This is a genomic window from Tumebacillus sp. BK434 (assembly GCF_004340785.1).
Classification (GTDB): domain Bacteria; phylum Bacillota; class Bacilli; order Tumebacillales; family Tumebacillaceae; genus Tumebacillus_A.
The window spans coordinates 19,054-44,578 of the sequence record NZ_SLXS01000014.1; the positions used below are offsets into that span (position 1 = coordinate 19,054).

25 protein-coding genes are annotated in these 25,525 nt (G+C 60.5%); 16 read left to right on the forward strand and 9 right to left on the reverse strand.

Translation table 11 applies throughout. The features are described 5' to 3' along the window. Positions 1 to 166 precede the first annotated feature (166 nt). From EV586_RS19995 to EV586_RS20015, 5 genes are all read left to right on the forward strand, one after another. Positions 167 to 1,177, forward strand: coding sequence for a Bug family tripartite tricarboxylate transporter substrate binding protein (locus EV586_RS19995; RefSeq protein WP_132946841.1), 1,011 nt, complete (start codon positions 167 to 169; stop codon positions 1,175 to 1,177). A gap of 67 nt (positions 1,178 to 1,244) precedes the next feature. Further along, positions 1,245 to 1,712 (forward strand): tripartite tricarboxylate transporter TctB family protein, encoded by a 468-nt coding sequence (locus tag EV586_RS20000; RefSeq protein ID WP_132946842.1) that lies wholly within the window; start codon positions 1,245 to 1,247, stop codon positions 1,710 to 1,712. 13 nt (positions 1,713 to 1,725) lie between these two features. Further along, positions 1,726 to 3,252: a tripartite tricarboxylate transporter permease gene (locus tag EV586_RS20005; protein ID WP_132946843.1), complete on the forward strand. Its 1,527-nt coding sequence runs from the start codon at positions 1,726 to 1,728 to the stop codon at positions 3,250 to 3,252. A 44-nt stretch (positions 3,253 to 3,296) separates the two neighbouring features. Next, positions 3,297 to 4,922: an ATP-binding protein gene (locus EV586_RS20010; RefSeq protein WP_132946844.1), complete on the forward strand. Its 1,626-nt coding sequence runs from the start codon at positions 3,297 to 3,299 to the stop codon at positions 4,920 to 4,922. Then, positions 4,894 to 5,586: a response regulator gene (locus EV586_RS20015; RefSeq protein ID WP_132946845.1), complete on the forward strand. Its 693-nt coding sequence runs from the start codon at positions 4,894 to 4,896 to the stop codon at positions 5,584 to 5,586. Before EV586_RS20010 ends, EV586_RS20015 begins: the two co-directional genes overlap by 29 nt. Here the strand turns inward: EV586_RS20015 and EV586_RS20020 are convergent. Beyond that, the gene (locus EV586_RS20020; protein WP_132946846.1) at positions 5,583 to 6,089 is read right to left on the reverse strand and encodes a hypothetical protein; all 507 of its coding nucleotides are present in this window, start codon (positions 6,087 to 6,089) and stop codon (positions 5,583 to 5,585) included. The genes EV586_RS20015 and EV586_RS20020 overlap by 4 nt on opposite strands. Further along, entirely contained in the window at positions 6,086 to 6,562 is a 477-nt protein-coding gene (locus EV586_RS20025) for a hypothetical protein (protein ID WP_132946847.1), read from the reverse strand. Before EV586_RS20025 ends, EV586_RS20020 begins: the two co-directional genes overlap by 4 nt. Positions 6,563 to 6,687: 125 nt before the next feature. On the opposite strand from EV586_RS20025, the gene EV586_RS20030 reads away from it, so the two are divergent. Then, on the forward strand, positions 6,688 to 7,128 hold the full coding sequence (locus EV586_RS20030) for a MarR family winged helix-turn-helix transcriptional regulator (protein WP_132946848.1): 441 nt from the start codon (positions 6,688 to 6,690) through the stop codon (positions 7,126 to 7,128). Positions 7,129 to 7,155: 27 nt separating this feature from the next. Here EV586_RS20030 and EV586_RS20035 read toward each other — a convergent pair whose 3' ends face one another. Further along, positions 7,156 to 7,647 carry a GNAT family N-acetyltransferase gene (locus EV586_RS20035; RefSeq protein ID WP_243653104.1) on the reverse strand — a complete coding sequence of 164 codons (492 nt, stop codon included), beginning with the start codon at positions 7,645 to 7,647 and terminating at the stop codon, positions 7,156 to 7,158. Positions 7,648 to 7,773: 126 nt separating this feature from the next. On the opposite strand from EV586_RS20035, the gene EV586_RS20040 reads away from it, so the two are divergent. From EV586_RS20040 to EV586_RS20055, 4 genes are all read left to right on the forward strand, one after another. Beyond that, positions 7,774 to 8,685: a hypothetical protein gene (locus EV586_RS20040; protein WP_132946849.1), complete on the forward strand. Its 912-nt coding sequence runs from the start codon at positions 7,774 to 7,776 to the stop codon at positions 8,683 to 8,685. Positions 8,686 to 8,794: 109 nt separating this feature from the next. Further along, complete coding sequence (locus EV586_RS20045) at positions 8,795 to 11,404, forward strand: winged helix-turn-helix domain-containing protein (RefSeq protein ID WP_132946850.1); 2,610 nt, start codon at positions 8,795 to 8,797, stop codon at positions 11,402 to 11,404. An 81-nt stretch (positions 11,405 to 11,485) separates the two neighbouring features. Next, the gene (locus tag EV586_RS20050) at positions 11,486 to 12,721 is read left to right on the forward strand and encodes an NAD(P)/FAD-dependent oxidoreductase (protein ID WP_132946851.1); all 1,236 of its coding nucleotides are present in this window, start codon (positions 11,486 to 11,488) and stop codon (positions 12,719 to 12,721) included. Between the two features lie 137 nt (positions 12,722 to 12,858). Then, positions 12,859 to 13,785 carry a GNAT family N-acetyltransferase gene (locus EV586_RS20055; RefSeq protein WP_165898723.1) on the forward strand — a complete coding sequence of 309 codons (927 nt, stop codon included), beginning with the start codon at positions 12,859 to 12,861 and terminating at the stop codon, positions 13,783 to 13,785. A 60-nt stretch (positions 13,786 to 13,845) separates the two neighbouring features. On the opposite strand, the gene msrB is transcribed toward EV586_RS20055, so the two are convergent. The 3 genes from msrB to EV586_RS20070 are packed head-to-tail and all read right to left on the reverse strand — an operon-like array spanning position 13,846 to position 17,016. Further along, a complete protein-coding gene (msrB, locus tag EV586_RS20060) occupies positions 13,846 to 14,808 on the reverse strand; it encodes a peptide-methionine (R)-S-oxide reductase MsrB (protein WP_132946853.1) in 963 nt (320 codons plus the stop codon). Positions 14,809 to 14,839: 31 nt separating this feature from the next. Then, on the reverse strand, positions 14,840 to 16,336 hold the full coding sequence (locus tag EV586_RS20065; protein ID WP_132946854.1) for a sensor histidine kinase: 1,497 nt from the start codon (positions 16,334 to 16,336) through the stop codon (positions 14,840 to 14,842). Next, positions 16,333 to 17,016, reverse strand: coding sequence for a response regulator transcription factor (locus EV586_RS20070; protein ID WP_132946855.1), 684 nt, complete (start codon positions 17,014 to 17,016; stop codon positions 16,333 to 16,335). Before EV586_RS20070 ends, EV586_RS20065 begins: the two co-directional genes overlap by 4 nt. Positions 17,017 to 17,186: 170 nt before the next feature. Here EV586_RS20070 and EV586_RS20075 point away from each other — a divergent pair, with 170 nt between their 5' ends. The 6 genes from EV586_RS20075 to EV586_RS20100 all read left to right on the forward strand — a co-directional run bounded on the left by EV586_RS20075 (position 17,187) and on the right by EV586_RS20100 (position 21,283). Beyond that, on the forward strand, positions 17,187 to 17,594 hold the full coding sequence (locus tag EV586_RS20075) for a hypothetical protein (protein ID WP_132946856.1): 408 nt from the start codon (positions 17,187 to 17,189) through the stop codon (positions 17,592 to 17,594). Next, entirely contained in the window at positions 17,591 to 18,505 is a 915-nt protein-coding gene (locus EV586_RS20080; RefSeq protein WP_165898724.1) for an FAD:protein FMN transferase, read from the forward strand. Before EV586_RS20075 ends, EV586_RS20080 begins: the two co-directional genes overlap by 4 nt. Beyond that, on the forward strand, positions 18,492 to 19,034 hold the full coding sequence (locus tag EV586_RS20085; RefSeq protein ID WP_132946858.1) for a ferric reductase-like transmembrane domain-containing protein: 543 nt from the start codon (positions 18,492 to 18,494) through the stop codon (positions 19,032 to 19,034). Before EV586_RS20080 ends, EV586_RS20085 begins: the two co-directional genes overlap by 14 nt. A gap of 72 nt (positions 19,035 to 19,106) precedes the next feature. Next, a complete protein-coding gene (locus EV586_RS20090) occupies positions 19,107 to 20,105 on the forward strand; it encodes a DUF3231 family protein (RefSeq protein WP_165898725.1) in 999 nt (332 codons plus the stop codon). Positions 20,106 to 20,210: 105 nt separating this feature from the next. Continuing rightward, entirely contained in the window at positions 20,211 to 21,026 is an 816-nt protein-coding gene (locus EV586_RS20095) for an alpha/beta hydrolase family protein (RefSeq protein WP_165898726.1), read from the forward strand. Further along, the gene (locus tag EV586_RS20100; RefSeq protein ID WP_132946861.1) at positions 21,023 to 21,283 is read left to right on the forward strand and encodes a transporter suffix domain-containing protein; all 261 of its coding nucleotides are present in this window, start codon (positions 21,023 to 21,025) and stop codon (positions 21,281 to 21,283) included. Before EV586_RS20095 ends, EV586_RS20100 begins: the two co-directional genes overlap by 4 nt. Before the next feature lie 24 nt (positions 21,284 to 21,307). On the opposite strand, the gene EV586_RS20105 is transcribed toward EV586_RS20100, so the two are convergent. The 3 genes from EV586_RS20105 to EV586_RS20115 all read right to left on the reverse strand — a co-directional run. Next, entirely contained in the window at positions 21,308 to 21,748 is a 441-nt protein-coding gene (locus EV586_RS20105) for a Dps family protein (RefSeq protein ID WP_132946862.1), read from the reverse strand. A 136-nt stretch (positions 21,749 to 21,884) separates the two neighbouring features. Then, positions 21,885 to 22,655, reverse strand: a complete 771-nt coding sequence (locus EV586_RS20110; RefSeq protein ID WP_132946863.1) for a MerR family transcriptional regulator — start codon at positions 22,653 to 22,655, stop codon at positions 21,885 to 21,887. Positions 22,656 to 22,906: 251 nt separating this feature from the next. Then, the coding region (locus tag EV586_RS20115; protein WP_207893950.1) for a cadherin-like beta sandwich domain-containing protein at positions 22,907 to 25,525 on the reverse strand (2,619 nt) is incomplete at its 5' end.

Sequence of the window (25,525 nt, forward strand, 5' to 3'; positions counted from 1 at the left end):
GGCTCTCTTTTTTGCGTGAACACAATGAACAAAATGCGCAAAATGAGCTTTTTGCAACTTATCTGTCTTAACATAAAATTCGGAATTTACCATGCTATGATGAGCTTGCAATCTTGAAAACGCTATCATTCTCAATCTTCACCACCATAAAAGGGGGCTCTTACAGATGAAAAAGAAATGGGCACTTGCAGTATTGACCGGCGTGATGGCACTGACGCTGACCGCCTGCGGCGGCAGTTCGGGGACGAACGGCACGGCGTCAAACTATCCGGAGAAGCCGATCGTCATCGTCGCACCGAGCGGCGCGGGCGGCGGCTGGGACAAGACGGCGCGTTCGATCACCAAGATCCTCGGCGAAAGCAAGCTGGTCGAGAAAACGATGACGGTGGAAAACAAGCCGGGCGGCGGCGGCACCGTGTTCATGGCGCAGTACGCGACGAAAGACGTGAAAAACGACTACCGCCTGTTCGTCAGCTCCCCGCCGATCCTGATCAACAACTTGAAGAAGGAAGGCAACTCCCAGTTCGGCTACAAAAACACCACGCCGCTGGCACAGCTGACCCGCGACTACGGCGCGATCGTGGTCGGAGCGGACTCCAAGTACACCGACCTGCAAAGCCTGCTCGCAGCGATCAAAGCCGATCCGAAAAGCGTGACGCTGGCGGGCGGTTCCGCGCCGGGCTCGATGGACCATCTGGTCGCCGTGCTGCCGGCCTACAAGGCGGGCGTCGACCCGAAGAGCGTCAAGTACATCTCCTACGACGGCGGCGGCGAAGCGATCGCAGCGCTGCTCGGCGGCAATGCCGATGCGATTGCGACCGATGCGTCCAACGTCAGCGAATACATGAAAGCGGGCAAAGTCAAAGTCCTCGCCGTCACCTCCACCGAGCGTCTCGGCGGCGAGCTGAAAGACATCCCGACTTTGAAAGAGCAAGGCATCGATGCCGAGTTCACCATCTGGCGCGGCGTGTTTGGCCCGGAGCAGATGTCCGACGCGGCCAAGTCCTACTGGGAAACGAAGCTCAAAGCGCTCTCCGAATCCCCGGAATGGCAAAAAGAGCTCGAAGTCAACGGCTGGGCATCCGAATACAAAAACAGCGCCGACTTCACCAAGTTCCTCGGCGAGCAAGAAAAGACCGTCCAAGAGCTGCTCACCGCGCTCGGCATGCAAAAATAAGCAACCAACACCAACAGGGGGAGCCGGACTCCCCCTTCTTGATCTCGATCGATAGGAAGTGATTTCTGTGAGCAAAACGTTCGACCGCTATGCCAGCCTCGTCTTTCTGATCATCGGGGCGGCGTTCATGGTGGAGAGCCGGAGCATCTCCGACAGCGCGTACGGCAGCAACATTGGGCCGGACATCTTCCCGTTTGGACTGGGTCTGGTGTTTGCGCTGCTCAGCCTGCGCCTCTTTTATGAAACGTTCAAATATCCCAAGCAAGAGCAGGATGGCGAGCCGACTGCCCGCCTCGACTACAAGCGCTTTGGCATCATCTTGGCAGCCGCTGTCCTCTATGCGTTCTTTCTGGAAGACATCGGGTTCATCATCAGCACCTTCCTCTTCCTGCTCCTTGGTTTTCAGACGATGGAGAAGGGCAAATGGCTGCCCTCGATCCTCATCGCCGCCTTCTTCTCGTACGGCGTGTACTATTTATTCGTAGAAATTCTGGAAGGCACACTGCCCGGCTGGCCGGTGTGGCTGGGCCTGTAAAGGAGGTTGTGACATGGATGCGCTGCAATATCTCATGAATGGTTTCGCCACCGCGTTTGAGTGGCACAACCTGCTCTTCGCCTTTGTCGGAGTGCTGATCGGCACCGCGGTCGGCGTTCTGCCTGGCATCGGCCCGATGAGCGGCGTCGCGCTGCTGATCCCGGTCACCGCATCGCTCACTTCCGGACTGGGGCCGGAAGCGGCGGCGACCTCGTCGATCATCCTGCTCGCCGGCGTCTACTACGGCGCGATGTACGGCGGCTCGACCACTTCGATCCTGCTGAACACGCCGGGTGAGTCCTCCTCGGTCGTCACCGCCCTCGACGGCTATCAGATGGCCAAGCAGGGCCGCGCCGGAGCCGCGCTTTCGATCGCGGCGATCGGCTCCTTTATTGCCGGGATCGTCGCGCTCGTCGCGCTGGTATTTCTCGCCCAGCCGCTGTCTGAGGTCGCCTTGAAGTTCGGCCCGGCCGAATACTTCTCCCTGATGATCCTCGGCCTCTGCGCCGTCAGCGGTCTCGCCGGCAATTCGATGACCAAAGCGTTCATGATGACGATCTTCGGTCTGATGCTCGGCACGGTCGGCCTCGACACCGTCTCCGGCGTGGCGCGCTTCACGTATGACTTGCCGGAGTTGTACCAAGGCCTCGAATTCCTCACCGTCGCCGTCGGGCTCTTCGCGCTCGGCGAAGTGTTCAAGTCGATCCTCGAACGGGAAAAGAATGACGGCAAGATCGCCAAGATCCACCGCGTGCTGCCGACCAAGCAAGACCTGAAAGACAGCGCCGCCCCGATCGCCCGCGGCTCCCTGCTCGGCTTCTTCATCGGGATTCTGCCCGGTGCCGGTGCGACGCTCGCTTCCTTCTTCTCGTACATCACCGAGAAGAAAATCAGCAAGAATCCCGACCAGTTCGGCAAAGGCGCCATCGCCGGCGTCGCCGCGCCGGAGTCGGCCAACAACGCCGCTTCGGGCGGTGCGATGATCCCGCTGCTCACCTTGGGCATCCCCGGCTCCGGCACGACGGCGATCCTGATGGGCGCCCTGATCATGTACAACGTCCAGCCGGGCCCCTTGCTCTTCGACGAGCACCCGCAGGTCGCCTGGGGGCTGATCGCGTCGATGTTCATCGGCAACCTGATGCTGCTTGCGCTCAACATGCCGTTGGTCAAAGTGTTCGCGAAGATCATCCAGACCCCGCCGAAATATCTGCTGCCGATCATCGTCGCCATCTCCGTGTTCGGCGTCTATGCGGTGCAGGCGAACACGTTCGACCTGCTGCTGCTGATGACCTGCGGCGTGGCCGGCTACTACCTCGCCAAAAACGACTTTCCGCTCGCGCCGCTGGTGCTCGGTCTCGTCCTCGGGCCGATGATCGAAAACAACATGCGCCGCGCGCTGACCGGCTCGAACGGCGACTTCATGGTCTTCCTGGACAAACCGCTCTCGCTCGCCTTCCTGATCGTCTCCGCACTCTGGATCTCGATCCCGCTCCTGCTCAAGCTGCGCGGCAAAAAGGTGCTGGTCAACGAAGAAGGCTAAACACACGCTTGTGGTAAGATGAAGAGAGAACGGAGGAACAGTACATGAAACTGCAATCCAAATTGATCCTCTTCATCTGTTCCCTCTTGCTTACGATCATCCTCGTCATCGGGCTGTACATCGAACACCTGCAGACCGAGTCGATACAGCAGCAGATCGGGATGCGCGCGTTGACCGTCGCCGAGACGGTCTCCCGCATTCCGGAGATCCGCACCGCCTTTTTCGCCCAAGACCCGTCGCAGATCATCCAGCCGCTGGTCGAGGACATCCGCATCGAGACCGGCGCCGAATACATCGTCGTCGGCAACCGCGAAGGCGTGCGCTATTCCCACCCGCTTCCGGAGCGCATCGGCGAGCACATGATCGGCGGCGACAACGCCCCCGTCCTGCGCGGCGAGTCGATCATCTCAGAAGCGGTCGGCTCGCTCGGCCCGTCCCTGCGCGGCAAGGCACCGATCTACGATGAGCGCGGCAAAGTGATCGGGATCGTCTCCGTCGGCTTCTTGCAGGAGGACATCGAACACCGCCTCGAACCGGGCCGGCAAAAGCTGGCCTGGGTGATCCTGCTCGGACTGCTCGCCGCCGTCATCGGCGCGGTCCTGATCGCCAACAGCGTGAAGCGGGCGATCTTCGGCTTGGAGCCGGCAGAGATCGCCCGCCTGTACCGCGAGCAGGAAGCGGTGCTGGAATCGGTGCGCGAAGGCATCTTCGCCGTCAACCGCCAAGGCTTCGTCACGATGGCCAATCACGCCGCCAAACAGATGCTCGGCCTCTCGCCCGAGCAGGATCTGAAAGGCTCGTACAGCCGCGACGTGCAAAAAGGCTGGCGCTTGCTGAAAGTGATGGAGTCGGGCGTCGCCGAATACGACCGCGAGATGATCGTCGGCGACGAAGTGGTGATGGTCAACCGCATCCCCGTCAAAAGCGGCAAAGGCGATGTGATCGGCGCCGTCGCCTCGTTTCGCAGCAAGTCTGACTGGTACAAAGTCAACGAAGAGCTGTCCCAAGTCAAGCGCTACGCCGAGTCCCTGCGCGCGCAGACGCACGAGTTTTCCAACAAGCTGTACATGATCTCCGGCCTGATCCAGCTGGAATCGTATCAGGAAGCGATGGAGATCATCTCCCGCGAATCGGACGTGCACCAGCACCTCGTGCATTTCATCATGCGCTATGTGCCCGACCCGATGATCGGCGGCCTGCTGATCGGCAAGTTCAACCGGGCCAATGAGCTGAAGGTGGAGCTGTACATCGACAAAGAGAGCACTTTCGTCGACCTGCCGCCCGGCCTTGACCGCAACCATCTCGTGACGATCCTCGGCAACCTGATCGACAACGCGATGGAAGCGGTGCTGCAACAGGATGGGGAAAAACAAGTCCACGTCTTCCTGACCGACCTCGGCGCCGACCTGATCCTCGAAGTCGAAGATACCGGCCCCGGCATTCCCGAGGGGGACGTGGAGCGGATCTTCGAGGTCGGGTATTCGACAAAAGGCGCGGAAGAACACCGCGGCTTTGGCCTCGCCTTGGTGAAAAAAGCGGTCGAACAGCTCGGCGGCTACCTCACCATCACCGCCAACCAGCCGACGGGAAGCGTGTTTACCGTCGCCATTCCCAAACACGCGCCGGGAGGTGAATCCACACATGCTGAACATCTTGATCGTGGAAGATGATCCGCGCATCGCCGAGATCAACCGCCGTTTTGTGGAGAAAGTGCCCGGGTACGGGGTGATCGGCATCGCCACCACCCGGCAGCAGGCGCAGGAGCAGCTGGAAGTGCTGCGCCCGGAGCTGGTGCTGCTCGACATCTTTTTCCCGGACATGAACGGGCTCGATTTTCTGCGCTGGATGCATGAGCATCACCGCGAGACGGACGTGATCATGATCACGGCGGCGAAGGAAGTCAATACGGTGCGCGAGGCGATTCGCGGCGGCGTGTTCGATTTTATCGTCAAGCCGCTCGTCTTCGAACGGTTCGAACAGACGCTGCTGCGCTATCAGGAGTACCGCAGCCAGCTCCAGCACCTGAAGACGGAGCACAGCCAGATCGATCAGGCCAAGATCGACCAGCTGATCGGCGGCGGGCAGAAGCTGTCCAAAGAGTCGTACCTCCCGAAAGGCATCGACAGCCTGACGCTGGAGAAAGTCTCCGCCGTCATCACACAGTACGCCGACGGCTTGACCGCCGAAGCGGTCGGACGCGAGATCGGCGCGTCCCGCTCCACGGCAAGACGCTATCTGGAATATCTGGTCGCCCAAGGCGCCGTCAGTGCCGACCTGTCCTATGGCGTGGTCGGCCGGCCGGAGCGGGTGTACCGCAAACGCAAAGAGGGTTAGCTCGTCGACGAGCTGACCCTCTTTTCTGGTTTCAGCACATGAAACAACCATAACGTCAACGGCTGCACACAGATGTAGACCGCAAAGGAGTGCTCGATCTTCCATGCTTTGTACTCAAAGACACCGGCCAGATGCAAGAGCCACTCGATCCCGGTGCTGAGCAGCGACCAGCACAGGATATAGGCCGGCACGGCCAGCCCTTTTACCTCCCAGCGATCATAAAGGTAGACGAAGAGATACCCGGCAGGCGCAAACATCACATAGGTCATCAGGTCGCCGGCATCGAGTTTGTTCCAGTCCATGATGTCATACAGGTCATGCAGAAACGGACCGGCCAGCATGCGGTCAAACGTGCGGGCGGTGGCGAGACAGAACAAGAGCAAAGGGATGATCAAGGAGAGCCGAAACCGTTTCGGCAAGCGCCAGGCGATGAAAGCGCTGAAGAGGAAAAAGCCGATCACCGCCCATTCGTTGAGGTCAAAGTCTTGGGGCAGAGGGATCACGACTGCTGCACCTCCTTCTGCAAGAGGCTGCGCATCCCTTTTTGCAAGCCGACCGCAAACGCCAGCATCACCAGCCAGAAGAAAGGCGACCACCAGAATTGCCATCTCTGGTAGGACATCACCTTCAGGCAGACGATCCCCAGCTCGCACCCGTATAACACGAGCAAACAGAACAGCGCCGCCAGCCATTTCGCACCTCTCCGCTCCAGAGACTGCGAGCGGTTCAGATACAGCAGCAGCACCAGCGGGATGACCAGCACCTCCCAGATGCGGATCGAAACGTAGGTCGGCAGATCTTCCTGCACGCTCAGGAACTTGCCGTTTTTCGGGCCAGCCATGCCGAGCAAGGTGATCAACACAAAAACGAATCCCGTCCAGACCGTGGCGATCTCGCGGGGATGCAACCGTTTGGGCAGACAGATAAAAGCGACCAGCAGGAGCATAGCTGCCGAGACTAGGAATGCCGTTACCATAAGCATGACCTCCGATTTTTATCCTGTCCAAATGTAGCTAAAAAATGAGACGGCCATGCTCGATAAATTGCATATACTTCGCAATTTCGATATTCTAAGGGTAATAGCCGCAAAGGATGGTACGGATGGATTATCGCGATTATAAGCTGGAACATTCGATTGGCTTCAAGCTGGCCAACACCTCACGACTGGTCACCAACCGGCTCAATCAGAACTTCACGGCGAAAAATTTACCTGTCACGCACGAGCAGTGGCTGCTGATGATGGAGCTGTGGGTCAAAGACGGCCAGACGCAAAACGCGCTGGCAGCCGCCACGCACAAAGACCAGCCCAGCGTCTCCCGCCTGCTGGACAACATGATCAAACGCAACCTCGTCATGCGGGTCGCGCATCCGAACGACCGCCGTTCGAACCTGATCTACCTGACGGCAGAAGGCCGCGAAATGCAAAAAGGCCTGATCGGTCAAGCCCAGCAGACGATCTCCGACACCACCGCCGGCATCGATCCGGACGACTTGACCGTTTGCATGCGGGTCTTGGATCAGATCGCCGAGAACCTGAAATAGAAAAAGACCTCCCACCGGAGGTCTTTTTTAGTTGCCGAGCGTCAGATAGACCAGCCCGTCGCGCAGTTGCTCCTCCCGCGCGAACCCCAGCCGCTCCATCAGCTTCAGGCAGCGCTCGTTTGGCGGCTCGACCGTCGCTTCGATCAGCCGCAGTCCCATGTTGCCAAAGCCAAACGCCAGCACCGGGCGCAGCGCCTCCTGCATCAAGCCCTGTCCCCAGAACTCCCGGGCCAGATCGAACCCGATCTCCGCCCGCGCCTCGCTTTGCACCCAGCAATGGTATCCAATCGTCCCGACCAAGGCGCCGCCATCCTTCTCAAACAGGCCCCAGCGCGTGCCGGTGTCCTCCAGATGAAACCGGATGATCTCCTCCGCTTCCGCCAAGTCCCGGCATGGCTCAATGTCCATAAACTCCGTCACTTCCGCGCTGGCAAAATGCCGCCACACCGCTTCCCGGTCGTCCAATGTCAACTCGCGGATCGTCAACCGTTCTGTTTCAATCGTATGATACAACATCATGAGTGCCCCTCTCTGCTCTGAATCTTGGTTATTTTCTACTATATACCAGAAATAAACTTTTGTCTTTACTTTCCATACATAATCATATAATATGTATTCATACAGAATATGGAGGAGTTGGTATTCATGATCAATGAGCGGTATTTGGAACTTGGCTTGACGGCGCTGGGGCGCACCGGGGAAAAACCGGGCTGGTTCGGCGGGCACTACGGCGCGGCCGTCTTGGCTGCCTACTATCTCGATCGGGATATTGACCTGCCTGAACATGTCCGCACCGGCATCCAAAACATGGCGGATCACTTGATCGCCGCCTCTCCCGAGCTGTTCGTCCCGTACGATGGCGAGCAAGCCGACCCGGCGCTGCTCGAACGCATCCTGAACGGCCTGCGCGCCAACACCGCGCGCCTCTCGCACTCCGGACATGGCAACGCGTACGGCTTCCTCGCGCTGAGAGCGCTGCTCGAACGCCCCGACATGCTGTTGCCAAGCGTTGTCAACGGCTTCTACAACTGCCTGATCGCGTCGTCCGAAGGCCCGGGCAACCGCTATTATGGCATCGAAGACTACAGCCGGTTCACCGTCGACCAAGTCACCGCCATCCCGGCGTATCAAGATCTGGATGAGCTGGCCGAGCGCGCGCTGGAAGAGTGCCGCCACATCTATCCGGGTCAAGTGATCGACGGCAAGAAGTACCACTTCACCGGCGAAGTTGAACACGGCCTGACCCACGCCCAAGCCCTGATCGAATACGACCGCCTCGGCTTCCCCGAGCTGACCGAAGCCGGCCTGCCCAACCACCGCATCCAAATGCAGCTCAACCGCACCGTCCCCGTCGACCACGAACAGGTGCGCGGCACCGAGATCGTCGTACCGCCGTTCACTTCGATCTTCGCGCCGGAGTACTGGGGCCGGACCTACAACGACCCGCACTGCCTGAAAGTCCCCTACGCCGCCCTCTTCCTCCTGCAGCGCCTGCCGGAAGCCAAGCGCGCCGAAGCGGAATACAACGTCTGCAAAATCCTTGGACAGATGAACTAATACCAGCCAGCCAGAACACCAAGCCTGCCCGCACGGGGCAGGCTTCTTTTTTCCGCATGGGGTGATATGATAACAATGTGATTTTTACTGCGAAAGAAGGATTCACAACATGAAAGATGCAATTGAACCTGCTTCCCCTCCCTTGTTGTCGACCAAGCTCTATATACCGCATCAACCCTTGTACCACATCTCCCGCGAGCGCTTGCTGGCCAAGATGGCGATGGCGCTTACCTGCAAGCTGACGGTCGTCACCGCCCCGCCCGGTTTTGGCAAAACGACATTGGTCAGCGACTGGGTGCGCCAGTTCCAGATCGCGGCGGCGTGGGTGTCGCTCGACAAAGGCGAGAACGACCTGCTGCGCTTCTGGAGCTATGTGATCGCGGCGCTCGACCCGCTTTTGCCGGGGCTGGCGAAAAAGGCGGCCGGGCTGCTGCAGCCGACCTTGACGTTTTCCATCGACGGGTTGCTGGCCTGGCTGGTCAATCAGCTGTTCCTGCTCGAGCACGATGTGGTGCTGGTGCTCGACGACTGCCATCTGCTGCAGTCGGAAGAGGTGCACCGCTCGCTGTCTGATTTGCTCGAACACCTCCCCCGGCAGGTGCACGTCTGCCTGATCTCGCGTCAGGACCTGCCGATCCCGCTCGGCGCCTTGCGCGCCAAAGGGCAGCTGCTGGCGCTGGAGATCGCCGACATCAAATTCACCGCCGACGAGATGGAGACGTACTGGTCGTTGCAGACCAGCACGCCGCCCAGCGCCGAGGACCTGCGCCTGCTCGCCGCGCGCACCGAAGGCTGGGCGGCCGGGATTCAGCTCGCCGTCGTGTCACAGCGGGCCGGTCAGCCCGGCGCTTTGCAGCATTTTTCCGGCCATCACCGCTATGTGGTCGAGTATCTGATGGAGGAAGTGTTTCAGCACCTGCCCGACGCGGTGCAAAGCTTCCTCTTGCACACTTCGATCCTGTCGCGGATGAACGGCGAACTGTGCGCGTCGGTCACCTTGCAAGCGGACGCCGAAGCGCTGCTTCGCCAGATCGGCCAGGCCAATCTCTTCCTGATCCCGCTCGACGAAAGCCGCTATTGGTTCCGCTACCACCACCTGTTCGCCGACTTTTTGAGCAGCCGCCTGCAACACGAGCCGGTCAAAGCAGTGTCTCTTTTGCATGAGCGAGCCTCCCGCTGGTACGAAGCGCAGGGCCTGATCGAAGAGGCGATCCCCCACGCCCTCGCCGCCGGGAGCTATGAGCGGGCGAGCGGGCTGATCCGGCGCATCGTCCCCTCCCTGTTCCGCCGGCGCGTGCTGTCCACGCTCTACGACTGGCTGCTGCAATTGCCCCCGCCGTTCTCCGCGCAGCCGGAAATGCTGCTGATCCAGTCGTGGACGGAGCTATTGATGGGCAAGTTCGACGGCATGCAGCGCCATCTCCGGGACTTGAACGCCGCGCTTCTCACGATGGGGCAGACGGGAGACCCGCTCCTGCTGCGCATGGGTGAAGAGGTGCAGATCCTCGAGAACTTCTCCGCGCTGATCACCCGCAACTTCGACCTCGCGATCGAGCTGATCGACCGGCTTTATGCGCGCGACGACCTCCCGGAACAGGACGCGCTGCCGCTCCTGCTGTCCCTGGGCATCGAATTAAACGACGGTGCGGTGCCGTTCATCCGCAGCTATTACGGATTCGACGGCCGGATCAAACTGGCCTCGCGCCACCATGCGGTCTACGATGCGTTCATCAGCAAAAACGGCCTGCAGCGCTTTCCCTACAGCGCCTATCAGCGCCTTGCGCTGAGCGAGCTCTGCTATGAGCGCGGCGAGCTGGAGCAAGCGGAGCGGTGCGCCGATGCAGCCATCGCCCTCGCCAAGCCGGGCCACCTGCTCGGCGCGTACATTCCGGCGATGATCGTCATGTCGAATGTACTCCGCGCCCAAGGCGATCTCGACGCCGCGCAGGAAACGCTGACTGCAGCGCTGACCGTGCTGCAAGAGCACGACCTGCTCGACTCCCACTGGCACAGCGCGTTGAATGCCGCCTTCATCCGACTTGCGCTGGCAAAAGGCGACTTAGCGCCGGTCCGCACGTGGCTGGACGCTGCCAAGCAGCAGTTTCGCCCCGGCCAGGAGTACGAGACCCTGACCTGCATCCGCGCCCTGCTCGCCGTTGGCCGGGCGGAAGCTGCTGTTCCGCTGGCCGAAGCGCTGCTGAAGACGGCCCGCCGGAAGCACTGTGTGATGACGGCGCTGGAGGCGCAGCTTTGCCTCGCCGCCCTGTCGCACCAGCTCGGCAACGACCACGCCGCCTTGCTCCACCTGCACGAAGCGCTGACCCTCGGCGAGCTCCATGGCTACCTGCGCACCCCGGCCGAAGCGATCCGTGAAGCGGACGCGCTGTTGTGCCGCTATGCCGAAGTGCGCAAGAAGCGCCACATGCCGGAACTGCAGACGGGCGTGTCGCAGGCCTATTTCAACCGCCTCCTGCTCACCGCCGGAAGCGGGGCTGCGGCTTCGCCTGACGCCCCGCCCGTGCACACGCTGACCGCCCGCGAGCTGGAAGTCCTGCAACTGCTCGCCACCGGGCGCACCAACCGCGAGGTCGCCGCCGCGCTCGTGCTGACCGAAGGCACCGTCAAACTGCACCTCAACCGCATCTACAGCAAACTGCAGGCCAAAGGCCGCGTGCAGGCGATCCAAAAGGCGAAAGAGCAGCGCCTGCTGAACAGGTGAAGTTATAACGTCCCGTATAACGTTCGATGGATGGCTCCCCCTTTTCTCTCCCGTAAGATGGAAGAAAAAGGGGGATTGTTTATGAAAACGACTTATGACGTCATCATCGTCGGTGCCCGCATCGCCGGCTCAGCGCTCGCCTATGAGCTGTCCCAAAAAGGTTTTACCGTCCTGCTGCTGGAGCGCAGCACCTTCCCGAGCGATGTCTACTCCACACATAATTTTTTCAACAACTCGGTCGCCATGCTCCGCGAGATGGGCGTGTTAGACAAATTGCTGGCGACCCATACGCCGACCTACAAGCGCTGCTACATGAAGTTCGAAGACGCCGAGATCGACGGCGACATGCCGGAAGTGGACGGCGAAACGCATTGCCTCTGCATCCGCCGCCCCTACCTCGACACCATCCTGTACGAGCACGCCACCGCCCAGCCCGGCGTGACGGGACGCCAGGGCTTTCGCGTCACCGAGGTGCTGCGGGCAGACGGCGCGGTGAGCGGCGTGGCCGGCGTTGACCAGGACGGTGTCCGGCAAGAATATCAGGCCAAGCTGGTCGTCGGCGCGGACGGACGCCGCTCCACTGTGCGCCGTCTGGTCGGTGCACAGCAGAAGCTGGCGGTGCCGACCGATTACGCTTCCTATGTCGCGTACTACTCCGGCTTCCAATCGGACGGTGAGACCTGTGTCGAGTTTTACAAGATCGGTGAAAACATCGCCATCGTCTTCCCGACCTCCGACGGCCTCGCCGTGGTCGGTGTGATGTATCCGCTCGACAATCAGAAGGAGATGGAGCGTTTCCGGCACGACCCGGAACGGGCGATCCTCGATCTGCTCCGCGAAAGCTTTTCTAGCACCACCTTCCCTGAGCGGCTCAGCCAGGCCACGCTGGTCGGCAAAGTGAAAGGGCTGCACGGCTATGACAACGATTGGTACCAAGGCATGGGTCCGGGCTGGGCGCTGCTCGGCGATGCCCTGTCGTTCAAAGACCCGGCCGTCGGCCAAGGCATGCACGACGCCTTGTACGGTGCGCGCGTGCTGGCCAAACACCTCGACTGGAACCGATCGTGGGCGGAACTCGCCGCCGCGTACGAAGGCGAGATGGAAGCGCACATGATGTCCCGCTTCCAATTGGCCTGCGTCTTCACCAAAAACATCCCGTTCACGCCGGAGCAGACGGCCGTCAACAAGCTGATCGGCTCCGACGAGCAGGCGACCCGCGCCTTCCTCGGCTTCTACAACTACCACAACGAGATGGAAGACGTGGAAAAAGAAGTCGGGCGCATCTTGACAACGATTTCGCGCTCCTCATATAATTAATGAAATTTACCTGGGCGCAGGTCTTGCAGCAGCACTTGGTGTTCCCAATTGGTTTGCCAAAACGGAAAGGAGGCGTTTCCCTTGTTGATTCCCATTCGATAACCGCACAGTTCCCAATCGAAAGGATGAACGATTGTATGACAACTCCGAACACCTCGCTTTTCACGATCACCGCTGCGGTGACCGACCAAGACCTGCAAGACTGCGCCACCGTCAAAAACACGCTGACCCCGAAAGAACCGGTCACGCTGGAAGCTCTGAAGAATGATGTCGAAAGCAACCCGGACGGACTTTTGCTCATCGCCCGCGTCGGCGACCGCCCGGCCGGCAGCGCCGTCTGCAAAGCGTCCAGCTCGCCGCAGCAGGCGTTCACGATGCTCCGCGTGCTGCCCGAGTGGCGCAACAAAGGGCTCGGCACCCTGTTCTACCAAGCGGTGTCGGAACACGCCCGCAAGCTGAATCGCAGCTCCCTGCAAGGCCGCGTCACCGAAACGGACCGCGCCGCCTTGGCCTTTTTTGAAAAGCGCGGCTTTGCCGAAGTGGCCCGCGAATGCCCGGTCATTCTGAATGTGCAAGACCTCGTTGTAACACCCGCTGCGCTGCCGGACGGACTTGAGGTCGTGGCGCTGCAAGACCGGGAAGACCTGTACGCGGGCGCACACGCAGTGGCGGCAGAAGGCTTGCCCGACATTCCACTGCCCGAGCCGCTGACCGTTCCGGCGCTGCCCGACTGGATCGCGTCTGAGATCTCGGCGCCGGGCATCCGCCTCGACGGATCGTTTGTCGCGATCGCAGACGGCGAAGTGATCGGCTATGCCGGCATCGTGGAGATCTCCGACACCGCCGCCGAGCACCTGCTGACCGCCGTCAAGCGCAACTGGCGCGGGCAAGGGATCGCCTCCCTGCTGAAAAACGCCCAGCTGGTCTGGGCGAAACAAGCCGGCCTGCACGAGCTGATCACCTACAACCACCAAGGCAATGACCCGATCCAAAAGCTCAACGCCCGCCTCGGCTATCAGCCTGAGCCGATCTCGCTGGTGCTGCGCGGCCCGCTGTGCGACTAATCCATGCAGTAGAACATGCAAAGAGCCTGCCCCATGCGTTGAGGGCAGGCTCTTTTTCGATCACTCGTCAAACAGACTCAGGTACTGGCCGTACCCTTCCTTCTCCAGCTCGGCTTTCGGAATAAAGCGCAGCGCGGCGGAGTTGATGCAGTAGCGCAGCCCTTCCGGCCCCGGACCGTCGTCAAACACGTGGCCGAGATGGGAGTCGCCCTGCTGACTGCGCACCTCCATCCGCACCATGCCGTGGGAGGTGTCCATCCGCCCTTTGATGTTCGACATGTTCATCGGCTTGTGGAAGCTCGGCCAGCCGCAGTTGGAGTCGAATTTGTCAAAGGAGCTGAACAGAGGCTCGCCGGAGACGATGTCCACGTAGATGCCTTCCTCCTTGTGATCCCAGAACTCATTGCGGAACGGCGGCTCGGTGCCGTTTTCCTGCGTGACCTGGTATTGCATCGGCGTCAGGCGTTCGCGCAGCTCCTGCTGGTCTTTCTGCAGTGTCCAGTGCCGCTCGATGAACGCATCGCGCCCGGAGCCATGGCGATAGCGGTTGTAGTGGGCCGGGTTCTTCTTGTGATAGTCCTGGTGATACTCTTCCGCCGGGAAGAACTCCATCGCCGGCAGAATCTGCGTCGCGATCGGCTTCTGAAAGCGCCCGCTGTCCTGCAGCGCCTGCTTCGACGCTTCCGCCGCCCGCTGCTGCTCCTCGCTGTGGTAGAAGATCACCGTCTGATACGACTGCCCCCGGTCATAAAACTGCCCGCCCGTGTCGGTCGGGTCGATCTGCCGCCAATAGGTCTGCAGCAGTTTCTCATACGGGTAGACCGCCGGATCAAACGTGATCTGCACCGCTTCATAATGACCGGTCGTCTCCGAGCAGACCTCTTCATAGGTCGGGTTCGCCTTGTGCCCGCCGGTGTAGCCGGAGACGACCTTGAGGATGCCCGGCTCCTCTTCAAATGGTTTGACCATGCACCAGAAACAGCCGCCCGCAAACGTGGCGAGCTGATGATTGTGTTCGCTCATGTCCAATTCCTCCCTTTGTTTCTAGTTTACCTTATCTCAGCGGCAGCCACACCTCAAACACGGTGCCCTGCCCCGGCTGGCTGGTGCAAGAGATCGTGCCGCCGTGAATGTCGAGGATCGTTTTCGTGATCGAGAGCCCGAGTCCCGCCCCGCCATGCATCCGGGAGCGGGCCGAGTCGACACGGTAGAAGCGGTCGAACAGCTGGGCGAGGTGCTCTTCGGCGATCCCCGTACCGTTGTCCTCGAAGGTGAGCAGCAGACCGTCCGCTTGCTCCTGCAGGCAGACGGCGATCCGCCCTTGCTGCGGGTCGGTGTGCTGGACGGCATTCTGGAACAGGTTCAAGATCACCTGCTTGATCCGGTCGGCGTCGAACCACGAGGCCTGCTCCGTCGTCAGCGTGAGCGCCACCTCACGCTCCCCGGCCAGCATGCGCAATTGCGGTTCCATGTCGGAGAGCAGCCGGTCGAGCCGCCCGTCCGTTTTTTCCGCCTGCGGGGTGCGGTCAAGGCGGGCCAGGGTGAGCAGATCCTGCACCAGCTTGGACAGGCGCTCCGATTCGCCGTGCATGCTCTGCAGGGCGCGCTGCAACTGCTCCGGATTGTTCGCCGCGCCGCGCAGCAGGACTTCCAGAAAGCCGCGGATCGAGGTCAGCGGCGTGCGCAGCTCATGGGAGGCGTCGGCGACAAAACGGCGCATCGTCTCCCGCGCCTCTTTTTCCGTTTCAAACGAGTGCTGCAGTCGCTCCAGCATTCCGTTAAACGACGCGGAAAGCCGCTCGATCTCCAACTGGCTCAGCTCGGTCTGCAGGCGCTCGTCGAGGTTGCCCGCGTTGATCCGCTCCACCGTGTCGACCATCTGCGACAAAGGCACCAGCGTGCGGCGCAAGATCGGCAGCAAGGTGAGCAGCCCGGCCAAGAGCGCCACCGCCGCCAGCACCAAGAAGATGGCCAGCTGGGAAAACAGCACATGCTGCAGCGGCTCCACCCGCGTGCTGACCTGCACCAGCCCGGTTGTCTGCTCGCGGTAGTACAGCGGGGAGAGCACGATCAGCTGCCCGTCGCCATGCTCGTCTTCGATGATGTGGTACGCCGCCTCGCCATCATCGCCGTGCTTTTGCGGCTGCAGGGCTTTTTGATAGAATGTCGGTTTCAACTGCGGCACCTTGCCGTGTGCGCCGCGGCTGTACAACGCGTGCACCGTTCCGTTGAGGTCGACAAAAGCGACGTTCGAATCAGGGATGGCCAGATACTCCGCATCGCGGCGGTCGAAGTCGCCGTCCCGTTGCGGATCGCTGAGCAGGCGCGCCCAGACTTGGGACGGCACGCTGCGGATCTGCGACTGAATGCTCGCCGCTTTGTTCTGGAACAGGAACTGCTGCATGAAGAGAAATTGAAACAGACCGATAAACAGCAGCAGCCCGAGCAGGATCAGCAGCGAGCGCGAGAGGAGTTGGAAGCGAAGCGAGCGCGGGGCGAACAGGCGGCGGATGCGCTCCGGCAGCAGCTTGTTGCGGGCTGCGCTCTTCATGGCAAGTCCACCCGATAGCCCGCCCCGCGAATCGTGCGGATCACGCTGTGCTCGCGGTCGCCAAGTTTCTCGCGGATCGAGCGCACATAGACCTCGACGATGTTGTCCTGCCCGCCGAAATCATAGCCCCAGACGGCGTCGAGGATCATCGGCTTGCTGAGCACGAGGCCATGGTTCAGCACCATGTATTTGAGCAGTTCATATTCGGTCGCCGACAGCGCCAGCACGTCGCCTTGAAAGGAGATCTCCTTGCGCCGGTCGTCGATGCGGAACGGCCCGTACGACACTTCGCTCAGCAGATGGGGGAATTGGTTGCGCACGCGGGCTTGGATGCGGGCGAGCAGTTCCTGAAAGGAAAACGGCTTGATCATATAGTCGTCCGCGCCGAGCTGCAGGCCTTTGACGCGGTCGTCCACTTCGTCCTTGGCGGTGAGCATGATGATCGCCGCCTGGCTGACTTTTTTCAACAGCTTGCAGACTTCAAATCCATCCATGCCCGGCATCATCACATCGAGGATGACCAGATGCGGATGGTGTTCCTTCGCCGCGTTGACCGCCGTCATGCCGTCGGGCGCGGTCAGGACGTGGTAGCCTTCGTTTTGCAGGCCCAGCTCTAAAAATTGCAGGATATTCGGCTCATCATCGACGATGAGAATCTTGATCGCTTGTGGTTGGTACATCGGGTTCACCTCCCCTTCAGTGTAGCCGATTCTGTTCTGCAGTGCGTGGCTCGCCGCCGATTTTCAGCAAGTTTTCAGGTTGGGCTCATCTTCGTTTCAGGTTGCGGTCAGATAATGAAGCCATCAAGATAACGTTCACGATAAACGATGACGAAATGAGGGACTTCATCATGAATAAAAAGAAACTTGCCAACTGGATCATCCGCCTGAGCAGCGTCGCCGCCGTGACGGCGCTGGCCGGCTACCTCGGCGAACACAGCACGGCGAACTCCGCCGTGACCACCACGTCGCAAGTCGAAGCGAACACCGACACGGTGTCCGAGTGGGATTGGAACTGGGAGCTGCCCTTCTTCGGCGATGAGACGGAAGACGACACGACAGACCCAAGCGATGGCCAAGGGCTGCCGTCCCAACAGACACCGCCCGGCACCGGCGGGCGCGGACATCATGGCCACGGCGAGTCGAACAGCGAGTACCGCCAGAGCCCGGGCGCGCAGTACCCTGCTGAGGACGGCAGCAGCAACGGCAGTTTTTCATGGCTGCCTTCGACGCCGGACACGAAGACGCACGGCTCATGAACTCATACAGCCATTCGTTTCGCGCCATGAACACCGGGGTCGAGCTGAAGCTCGTGCCGCAGCAACCGCTCAGCGCGCACGAGCTGCAGGAGATCTTGACAGATGTCGAGCTGCTCTTTCAGCACGTCGAAGGAGTCGGCAGCCGCTTCCGTCCGGACAGCGAACTGTCCCAGCTCAACGCGGCAGAGGGTCGCGAAGTCGGCGTCTCCCCCCTGCTCTTCGACCTGCTGACCGCCGCCCTCGCAGCTTATGAAGAGACGCAAGGCCTGTTCCACCCCGGCCTGCTGACTCAGCTGACCGAAGCCGGATATGACAAGTCGCTGGAGCTGCTCGAACCGTCTGCCGAAGAAGCGCACTTCACTTGCGACGCCCCCTCCGCCATGGCCCCGTTCACGCTCGATGCCGCCCGCAAGACGGTACAAGCCGCTCCCGGCGTGCAGCTCGATCTCGGCGGCATCGCCAAAGGCTGGACGGTCGATCTCGCCGCCGGTTACCTCCGCCAGCTCGGGCACGGCTTTGTCAACGCGGGCGGCGACTTGCACGTGTTCGGCCGTCGCGCAAATCCGTGGAAGATCGGCGTGATGAACCCGTTCGCAGCGGAGGAGCAGGTCGGTGTGCTCAACTTGCGCCACGGCGCGGTCGCCACCTCCTCGACTTACAAGCGCCGCTGGCAAAAAGGCGCGCGCTGGCTGCACCACCTCCTCGATCCGCGGACGGGGCGTCCGACCGACAGCGAGATCGTTTCCGCCACCGTGGTCGCCCCAAGCGCCGTGCAAGCGGACGTCTGGGCTAAGACCGTCCTGCTGCTCGGCGCGGACGCGGGCACCGACTTTATCAGACAGCGCGGCGCCCGCGCCGTGCTGATCGACCAACACCAACACGTAAGGAGTGTCGCCCATGATCTTGTTTAACGCCTGGCTGCTCATCCGCGCCTCAGGCATCGTCGCCTATGTCCTGCTTTCGCTTACCGTTCTCACCGGCTTGTACAGCATGTTCCGCAAACACCGCAGCCTGCCGCCCGGCCTCGTGCCGGCGCTGCACAACACGCTGTCCAACTGGGCGTTGTACCTCGTCCTCTTCCATGCTGCGATGCTCTTTTATGACCATTACAAAAGCTACAGCTGGCAGGACATCCTGATCCCGTTTCACGCGGCCGACGCCGCGAGAATCCCGATGGGCATCGGCATTCTCGGCCTCTACCTGCTGGCCTTCACCATCCTGACCACCGAACTGCGCCGTACGATCGGCAGCCGCATCTGGCGCCTGCTGCACATGCTCTCCCCCGTCGCCTACCTGCTGGCGACCGTACACGGCATCTGGCAAGGCACCGACACGCAGGCCGCATGGATGGTCGGGATGTACTGGGTGTCGTGGAGCTTGACGCTGTTCATGGTCGGCCTGCGCATGCTTCCGAAAAAAGAAATCCCGGCGGCCGAATGAAGCAGCTCTTTTTGGCAAATGGTATAGCTATCTAGCTGTACCATTCTTTGCTGAACTGAGGTGGACACTCCTTTGCAAACGAACCGACTTGTCTCCGCCGAACTGGGCAGCTTGTGGCAGACCTATCAGTACGAATCGATGTCGCATTGCATCCTCACCTATTTTGACCGCACGCTGGACGACCCGGAAGGCAAGCTGCTGCTCCGGCGGCTGCTCGATCTGCAAGAAGGCCATCTGGCCGCCTTGCGCCAGTTCTTCGAGCGCGAGCGAATCCCCCTGCCGTGCGGCTATACCGAAACGGATGTCCACCCTGGCGCGCCCAAACTGTTTAACGACGCGTTTATCCTGCAATTTGTCGCGTTCATGAACCAAGTGGCGCTGGAGCAGTCGCAGATGTCGCTCTCCACCGCGCCGACCCGCGATCTGCGCCACTTCTTGATGCAGCGCCTGCATCACTACACCGAGCTGGAAGACGCCACGTTTGAGCTGTTGCTGGAAAAAGGCCTCTTCGTGCGCGCCCCGTACGTGCCGTACCCGACCGAAGTCACATTCGTGCAGGATCCGGGCTTCTTGGCCGGGCTGCTCGGCAACAAGCAGCCGCTCAACGTCCTGGAGACGGGCCATCTGTTCATCAACTCGATTCGCAACCAGCTCGGCACCCTGCTGATGACCGGGCTGATCCAGACGGTGCAGGAGCCGGAGATCCGCGAGTACTTGCTCAAAGGCAAACAGCTCGCGCGCGAGATCGCCGGGATCTTTGACAGCGTGACCAAAGAGGCCGAACTCCCCCCGGCCGCATTGATCAGCGTGGAGGTGACCGATGCGACCGAGCCGCCTTTTTCCGATCGTCTGATCCTCAACTTCGTCACGGCGCTCAACACGTACGGGCTCGGCATCTACGGCTTCTCGCTCGCCCATACGACGCGGGCCGACCTCGCGGCGCAGCTGGTGCGGATCATCGGTGAAACGGGCAAATACGGTACGGAAGGGCTGCAACTGCTGATCAAATACGGCTACTTGGAAGCACCGCCAGCCACGCCCAACCGCCAAAAGTTAGCCAAACAAGAATAGAAGACCTCGCCACAGCGCAGCGTGGCGAGGTCTTTTCTTGTGAGGCGGAACCGGCAAAACATGGTACACTGGAACAAGAAACTAGGCAAAAGGAGCCCTACTCCCATGCAGCGTCTGGCAAGTGACGGCAGGATGGTCTCGGCCCATCCTGTCGTGGTACACCCTGATTTTGCAGACCGGGTGGAGATCACGAAGATCTTCTACCTGGTCGATGGTTTGAAAGTGGCCGGTTTCATCGCCCGGCCCCTTTTGGCTGGCCATAACTGCCCCGTGCTCCTCTACAACCGGGGCGGTTACCGCTCGTTCAGCAAGCTCAACGACGCCGCGCTCGTCCGCGTCGCCGAGTACGCGGCGCGAGGCTATGTCGTGCTCGCTTCGCAGTACCGGGGCAACGGCGGCGGCGAAGGGCGCGACGAGTACGGCGGGGCCGATGTGAAAGACCTGTTCGTGCTGGCCTGGCTCGCCGAATCGCTTCCGTACGCCGATGCGTCACAGCTGTTCATGTTCGGCCATTCACGCGGCGGCATGATGACCTACCTCTGCATCCGCCACGGTCTGCCCCTGCGTGCGGCCGCCGTCGTCGCCGCGCCGACCGATCTCGCCCGCCGTCCGCTGCCGCATGCCATGGAGCAGCTCTACGGCGGCCTGTTCGGAGACCCCGCCGCGAACCCGGAGCCTTACCGCGAGCGCTCCGCGCTCTGCTGGCCGGAGCGGTTGCTGCGCGTGCCGCTGCTGATCCAGCACGGCGGGCAGGACCGTCGCGTGTACCCGGAAGAGTCCTTGCAGCTGGTCGAGCAACTGCAGGCGCACGGCGCGGAGCACAAGTTCATCCTCTACCCGGAAGGCGATCATTTTCTGCAAAACGTCCATCAGGCGCGCGACCGGGAGATCTTCAACTGGCTGGGAGGCTATGCAAGATGACCAAAAAGTATTTCGGCATCGTCCTGATCGGGATTTCCTTCCTGTTGTACGGCGCGATCTTCCTCGTGCCGTTCACCCCGTTTCCCACCGGCGTCAAAGCAACGCTGGTCGCCGGGCTCGCCATCGCCGGTGAGGTGACGTTTTGGATCGGCGGCTTTTTTGTCGGACGGGAACTGGTGAAAAAATATCGCTCGAAGCTCAACCCGTTCAAGCGGAAAACAAAAGAACCGGACATTGAAAAAGCTGACACCCCATAAGGTGCCAGCTTTTTTGCCGCCCGCTTACTTGCCCAAAAACGAGTTGAGCATCCAGACGTGTTTTTCCAGACCGGAATAGATCGCAAGCAGCATGTCGCCGGTCGGCTCGTCGCCCGATTCCTCCGCCGTTTCCATGCCCGCCTTCAGCTCGCCCATCAGCGTCTCAAAATCGCGAACGACGTTTTGCACCATCTCTTCCGCGCTTTCGGTGCCGTTCGCTTCCTGCACGGACGCCAGCTCCAGCGCTTCGCGCATCGTCGCGACCGGGCGGCCGTGCAGGGACAAGAGGCGCTCCGCCAGCTCGTCGATGTGCAGGGCGGCTTCGGTGTAGAACTCTTCGAACTTGGTATGCAGCGTAAAGAACTGCGGGCCTTTCACGTACCAATGGTAGTTGTGCAGTTTAATGTACAGCACCGTCCAGTTGGCGATCTGCTGGTTCAATACGGCAGTCAACTTGTTGCTCATGCTCACACCTCCGGCAGTATGTAGGGGGACTCACGCTGCTAGTATACCTCGCGTTGCCACACATCATCCCGCCTGCAGCCGGCCGGATCGCAAAACGAGACTGCCCTTGAAGGCAGTCTCGTTCTTTGGCTTGCAACTACTTGCCGGTGTCGAGGTTGTCGACATAGTGGTGCATCGCGTCGCGCATGAATTCGGCGAGGCCCGGTTTGATTTTTTCGTAAAACTCGGTGAAGCGCTCATCCAGCACATAGAGGTCGCCGAGCCCGCGGAAGATCTCCGGGGTGCAGTCGTAGTAGTAGTCGGTGATCGCCTGACGGCTGTCGGCGATCGCTTCCTGCACCAGCGGGTCGGCCGGGCCGTTGTGCATGTTGTCGAGGATCTGCTTCATGTTCGCTTCCTGGCGGGCGTTGATCTTCGCCCAATCGTCCTGGCTGTAGCTGTCAGCTTTCTTTTCTGCCTTCTCGACGATTTCGTCTCCGTAGCGCTCGCGTGCTTCTTTGGAGTACTTGTTTTTATGGTCTTGGATCTGTTTCATGTCGAATCCTCCGAACATTTCCTTTTCGCTCATCGTGGGTCCTCCTTCGATCGAAGCGATCGTTTTGTTGACGGTGTCGATGATGTCTTCCAGCCGCTGTTTCTTCTGCAGCAGGATCTCCTTGTGGGCCGCCAAGGCGCGCTTGCGGTCAAAATCCGGGCTGTCCAGGGTGTCCTTGATCTCCTGCAGTGAGAATCCGATCTCCCGGAAAAACAGGATCTGCTGCAGCCGCTCGAGCTCTTGCGCAGCATACAGCCGATACCCGGCTGCACTGACCTCGCCGGGCTTGAGCAGCCCGATTTCATCATAATGATGCAGCGTCCGCACGCTCACGCCCACCAGATCGGCAAGTTCTTTTACTTTGTAGGCCACACATCATCACCTCCGATGCTTCGATCTTACGCCCTCACGTTGCGTGAGGGTCAAGAGGAAAGTTGAAAAAACCTGCCCCAATTATCGGAGCAGGCTGCTAGTTACTTCCCTTGCCGGTGCTCTTGCACCGGGAACCACCCCGGGGTGTTGGCAACCCCTTTCTGAAACCAATATTCCCACCTTCCCCCAGAAAAATCAAACGGGCCGGCCCCTGAATTGCTCAGGAGCCGGCCCGTTTTGGGTGCAAGTTGTTACTTCCAGATCACCATGCCGTTCCCCAGCTTCTGATACGCATGAGGGACGGAGGCGCGCATGATGTCTTTGTACGCCCAGTAGTTGGGCGGTACATCCGACCAGCGCTGCGGCTTGTTGACGTTCAGATCGTTCCAGCCCAGCACCTTGTTGAAGATGACGACCGCTTCCGCTCGAGTCAGCGCGTTGTCCGGACGGAACTTGCCGTCCGTATGGCCGCTGAGCAGGCCCGCTTGTTCCGCGAGCAGGATCGCATTCTTCGCCCAGTGCTTGTCGATGTCGGTGAACGAAGACTTCTGCGGCGTGCCGGACAGGTCTTTCACTTTGCCAAGCACGACGGCGATCTCCGCGCGGGACATCTCCTTGTTCGGCAGGAACGTGCCATCCGGGTAGCCGACCATCAGGCCGCGCTTGGTGACTTCTGCGATTGCAGGAGCCGCCCAGTTCGAAGGGCTCACGTCACTGTAGATGGAGCCGGACGTTTCTGCTTTGATGTTGATCACACGCAGCAGGATCGAAGCCAGCTCAGCGCGCGTGATGCCTCGGTTCGGCTTGAACGTGCCATCCGGGTAGCCGGTGATGTACGGCTCGATGACACCTTCCTCCAGCACTTTCGGCTGCAGCGTGATGTTCGTCTTCACAGCAGATTGACCGACGTGAAGAACGTTGCTGCGGCCGTCGTACGTCTCGTAGCCGTCTTTTTCGGCCACGATGTAGTAGTCACCTTCAGGCAGGAGCAGCCAGCCGAACTGGCCGTCCTTGCCGGTCGTTTGACCGTTGGCGTTCTTGTTCGTCATCGGGGACAGTCGCGGCAGCTCAACTTTCGAGCCCGGGGTTCTGCCCTGGCTCTTGTTCAGCGCCGTGTCCGCCCAGTAGACGGTGACAGTCACGCCATCCACCGCTTTCTTGCTGATCGCGTCGGTCACTACGCCAAACGGATCGATGACCGATGCGCTTGCCGTCGCTTCCTTGTTGCCGTTGACGGTCAGCATCGCGGTCTCACCGGCCAGTTTCGCGCCGTTGTCGCCGAGCACATAGATCACCATGCGGTACGAGCCCGGCTCCAGCTTCTTCAGCTCGAACTTGCCATTCGCGCCGATGATGTCAACCCCGCCTTGCAGCAGCGTCTTGCCATCCGCGCTATACACGTCCGCACTGAGCTTGTTGCCGTTGCCGATCAGCTTGGTGATGTTACCAAGCAGCGTGCCTTTGACTTTGTCGTCAACGGGCGGCACATAGGCAGCGCGCGTGACAGTGATCGTGTAAGGCTTGGTCGTCAGGCCGTCTTGAGCGGTCACCATGATCGTGATCGTATTCGGACCGACGTTCAATTCGACCGGCACCGCGTTGCCGCTGTCGCGCTTGACACCGTTGACCGTCATCGTCGCACCGGCGTGACCCAGCGTCGGCGTTACGTTCAGCGTGCTGACGCTGTACGGTACCGTCACGGTGTAGGTGTCCTTGTTCAGTGCAAATGCAGGAGTCAGCAGACCTTGATTGACCGTCAGGTTGCTCAGGTTCGCGTTGGTAGACGGAAGTCCGATTGTCACAGTGATCGTATACTGATTTGCCGTATAACCCGGCGCCGTTACGTTCACTGTGATGTCTGTTGAGCCATCCAGATCGAGCGCAACTTCTACAGCTTCACCAGCTGTCGAAGTCCCGTTAACCGATGCAGCTACGTCCGTCACAGCCGGCAATGCCAGTGTGACATCAACCTTTTCAGTTCCATACGGAGCCGTCACCGCATAGGTCAAGTTGTTAGGATCAAACGTCAGACCGCCCGGTGTGACATTCAAACCGGTCAGTTTGATCAGCTCTTCCTCTGTCACGGTGATCGTGTACTGGTTCGGGGTATGGCCCGGTGCTGTCACTTGGATCGTGATCTCAGTCGTTCGATCCGCATCGAGCGTGATCTCGACCGCTCCACCGCTTGTCGCCGTGCCGTTGACCGTCACAATCGTTCCGGCAACGCCCGGCAATGTCGGTGTAACGTTCACTTTCCCCGTGTTGTGCGGCACCGTCACCGCATAGCCCTTGGTGTCTTGATCAAACGTCAGGCCACCCGGCGCATCAATCGCCAAATTGTCCAGTTTGATCAGCGGCAATGTCGTCACGTGGATCGTGTACTGGTTCGCCGTGTAGCCCGGCGCTGTCACGTCCACTACGATCGTTGCCTCGCCGCTCCCGTCGAGTGTAACTGTCGCTTTCCCGCCGACCAGCGGCGCTCCATTGACTTTTACATCCGCACCGATCACCGGCGGCAGCGTCGGAGTCACTTCCACAGTTGCCGTGCCATTCGGCACGTTGACCGAGTAGTCCGTGGTATCGGGATCGTAGGTCAGACCGCCCGGTGTGACATTCAAACCGGTCAGTTTGATCAACTCTTCCTCCGTCACGGTGATCGTGTACTGGTTCGACGTATGGCCCGGTGCTGTCACTTGGATCGTGATCTCAGTCGTTCGATCCGCATCAAGCGTGATCTCGACCGCTCCACCGCTTGTCGCCGTGCCGTTGACCGTCACAATCGTTCCGGCAACGCCCGGCAATGTCGGTGTAACGTTCACTTTCCCCGTGTTGTGCGGCACCGTCACCGCATAGCCCTTGGTGTCTTGATC

Bases quoted from the DNA above. Each gene is read 5' to 3' on its own strand.
- EV586_RS19995 (WP_132946841.1), top strand. From the start codon at position 167: ATGAAAAAGAAATGGGCACTTGCAGTATTGACCGGCGTGATGGCACTG.
- EV586_RS20005 (WP_132946843.1), top strand. From the start codon at position 1,726: ATGGATGCGCTGCAATATCTCATGAATGGTTTCGCCACCGCGTTTGAG.
- EV586_RS20010 (WP_132946844.1), top strand. From the start codon at position 3,297: ATGAAACTGCAATCCAAATTGATCCTCTTCATCTGTTCCCTCTTGCTT.
- EV586_RS20015 (WP_132946845.1), top strand. From the start codon at position 4,894: ATGCTGAACATCTTGATCGTGGAAGATGATCCGCGCATCGCCGAGATC.
- EV586_RS20025 (WP_132946847.1), bottom strand. From the start codon at position 6,562: ATGGTAACGGCATTCCTAGTCTCGGCAGCTATGCTCCTGCTGGTCGCT.
- EV586_RS20030 (WP_132946848.1), top strand. From the start codon at position 6,688: ATGGATTATCGCGATTATAAGCTGGAACATTCGATTGGCTTCAAGCTG.
- EV586_RS20035 (WP_243653104.1), bottom strand. From the start codon at position 7,647: ATGATGTTGTATCATACGATTGAAACAGAACGGTTGACGATCCGCGAG.
- EV586_RS20040 (WP_132946849.1), top strand. From the start codon at position 7,774: ATGATCAATGAGCGGTATTTGGAACTTGGCTTGACGGCGCTGGGGCGC.
- EV586_RS20045 (WP_132946850.1), top strand. From the start codon at position 8,795: ATGAAAGATGCAATTGAACCTGCTTCCCCTCCCTTGTTGTCGACCAAG.
- EV586_RS20050 (WP_132946851.1), top strand. From the start codon at position 11,486: ATGAAAACGACTTATGACGTCATCATCGTCGGTGCCCGCATCGCCGGC.
- EV586_RS20055 (WP_165898723.1), top strand. From the start codon at position 12,859: ATGACAACTCCGAACACCTCGCTTTTCACGATCACCGCTGCGGTGACC.
- msrB (WP_132946853.1), bottom strand. From the start codon at position 14,808: ATGAGCGAACACAATCATCAGCTCGCCACGTTTGCGGGCGGCTGTTTC.
- EV586_RS20065 (WP_132946854.1), bottom strand. From the start codon at position 16,336: ATGAAGAGCGCAGCCCGCAACAAGCTGCTGCCGGAGCGCATCCGCCGC.
- EV586_RS20070 (WP_132946855.1), bottom strand. From the start codon at position 17,016: ATGTACCAACCACAAGCGATCAAGATTCTCATCGTCGATGATGAGCCG.
- EV586_RS20075 (WP_132946856.1), top strand. From the start codon at position 17,187: ATGAATAAAAAGAAACTTGCCAACTGGATCATCCGCCTGAGCAGCGTC.
- EV586_RS20080 (WP_165898724.1), top strand. From the start codon at position 17,591: ATGAACTCATACAGCCATTCGTTTCGCGCCATGAACACCGGGGTCGAG.
- EV586_RS20085 (WP_132946858.1), top strand. From the start codon at position 18,492: ATGATCTTGTTTAACGCCTGGCTGCTCATCCGCGCCTCAGGCATCGTC.
- EV586_RS20095 (WP_165898726.1), top strand. From the start codon at position 20,211: ATGCAGCGTCTGGCAAGTGACGGCAGGATGGTCTCGGCCCATCCTGTC.
- EV586_RS20100 (WP_132946861.1), top strand. From the start codon at position 21,023: ATGACCAAAAAGTATTTCGGCATCGTCCTGATCGGGATTTCCTTCCTG.
- EV586_RS20105 (WP_132946862.1), bottom strand. From the start codon at position 21,748: ATGAGCAACAAGTTGACTGCCGTATTGAACCAGCAGATCGCCAACTGG.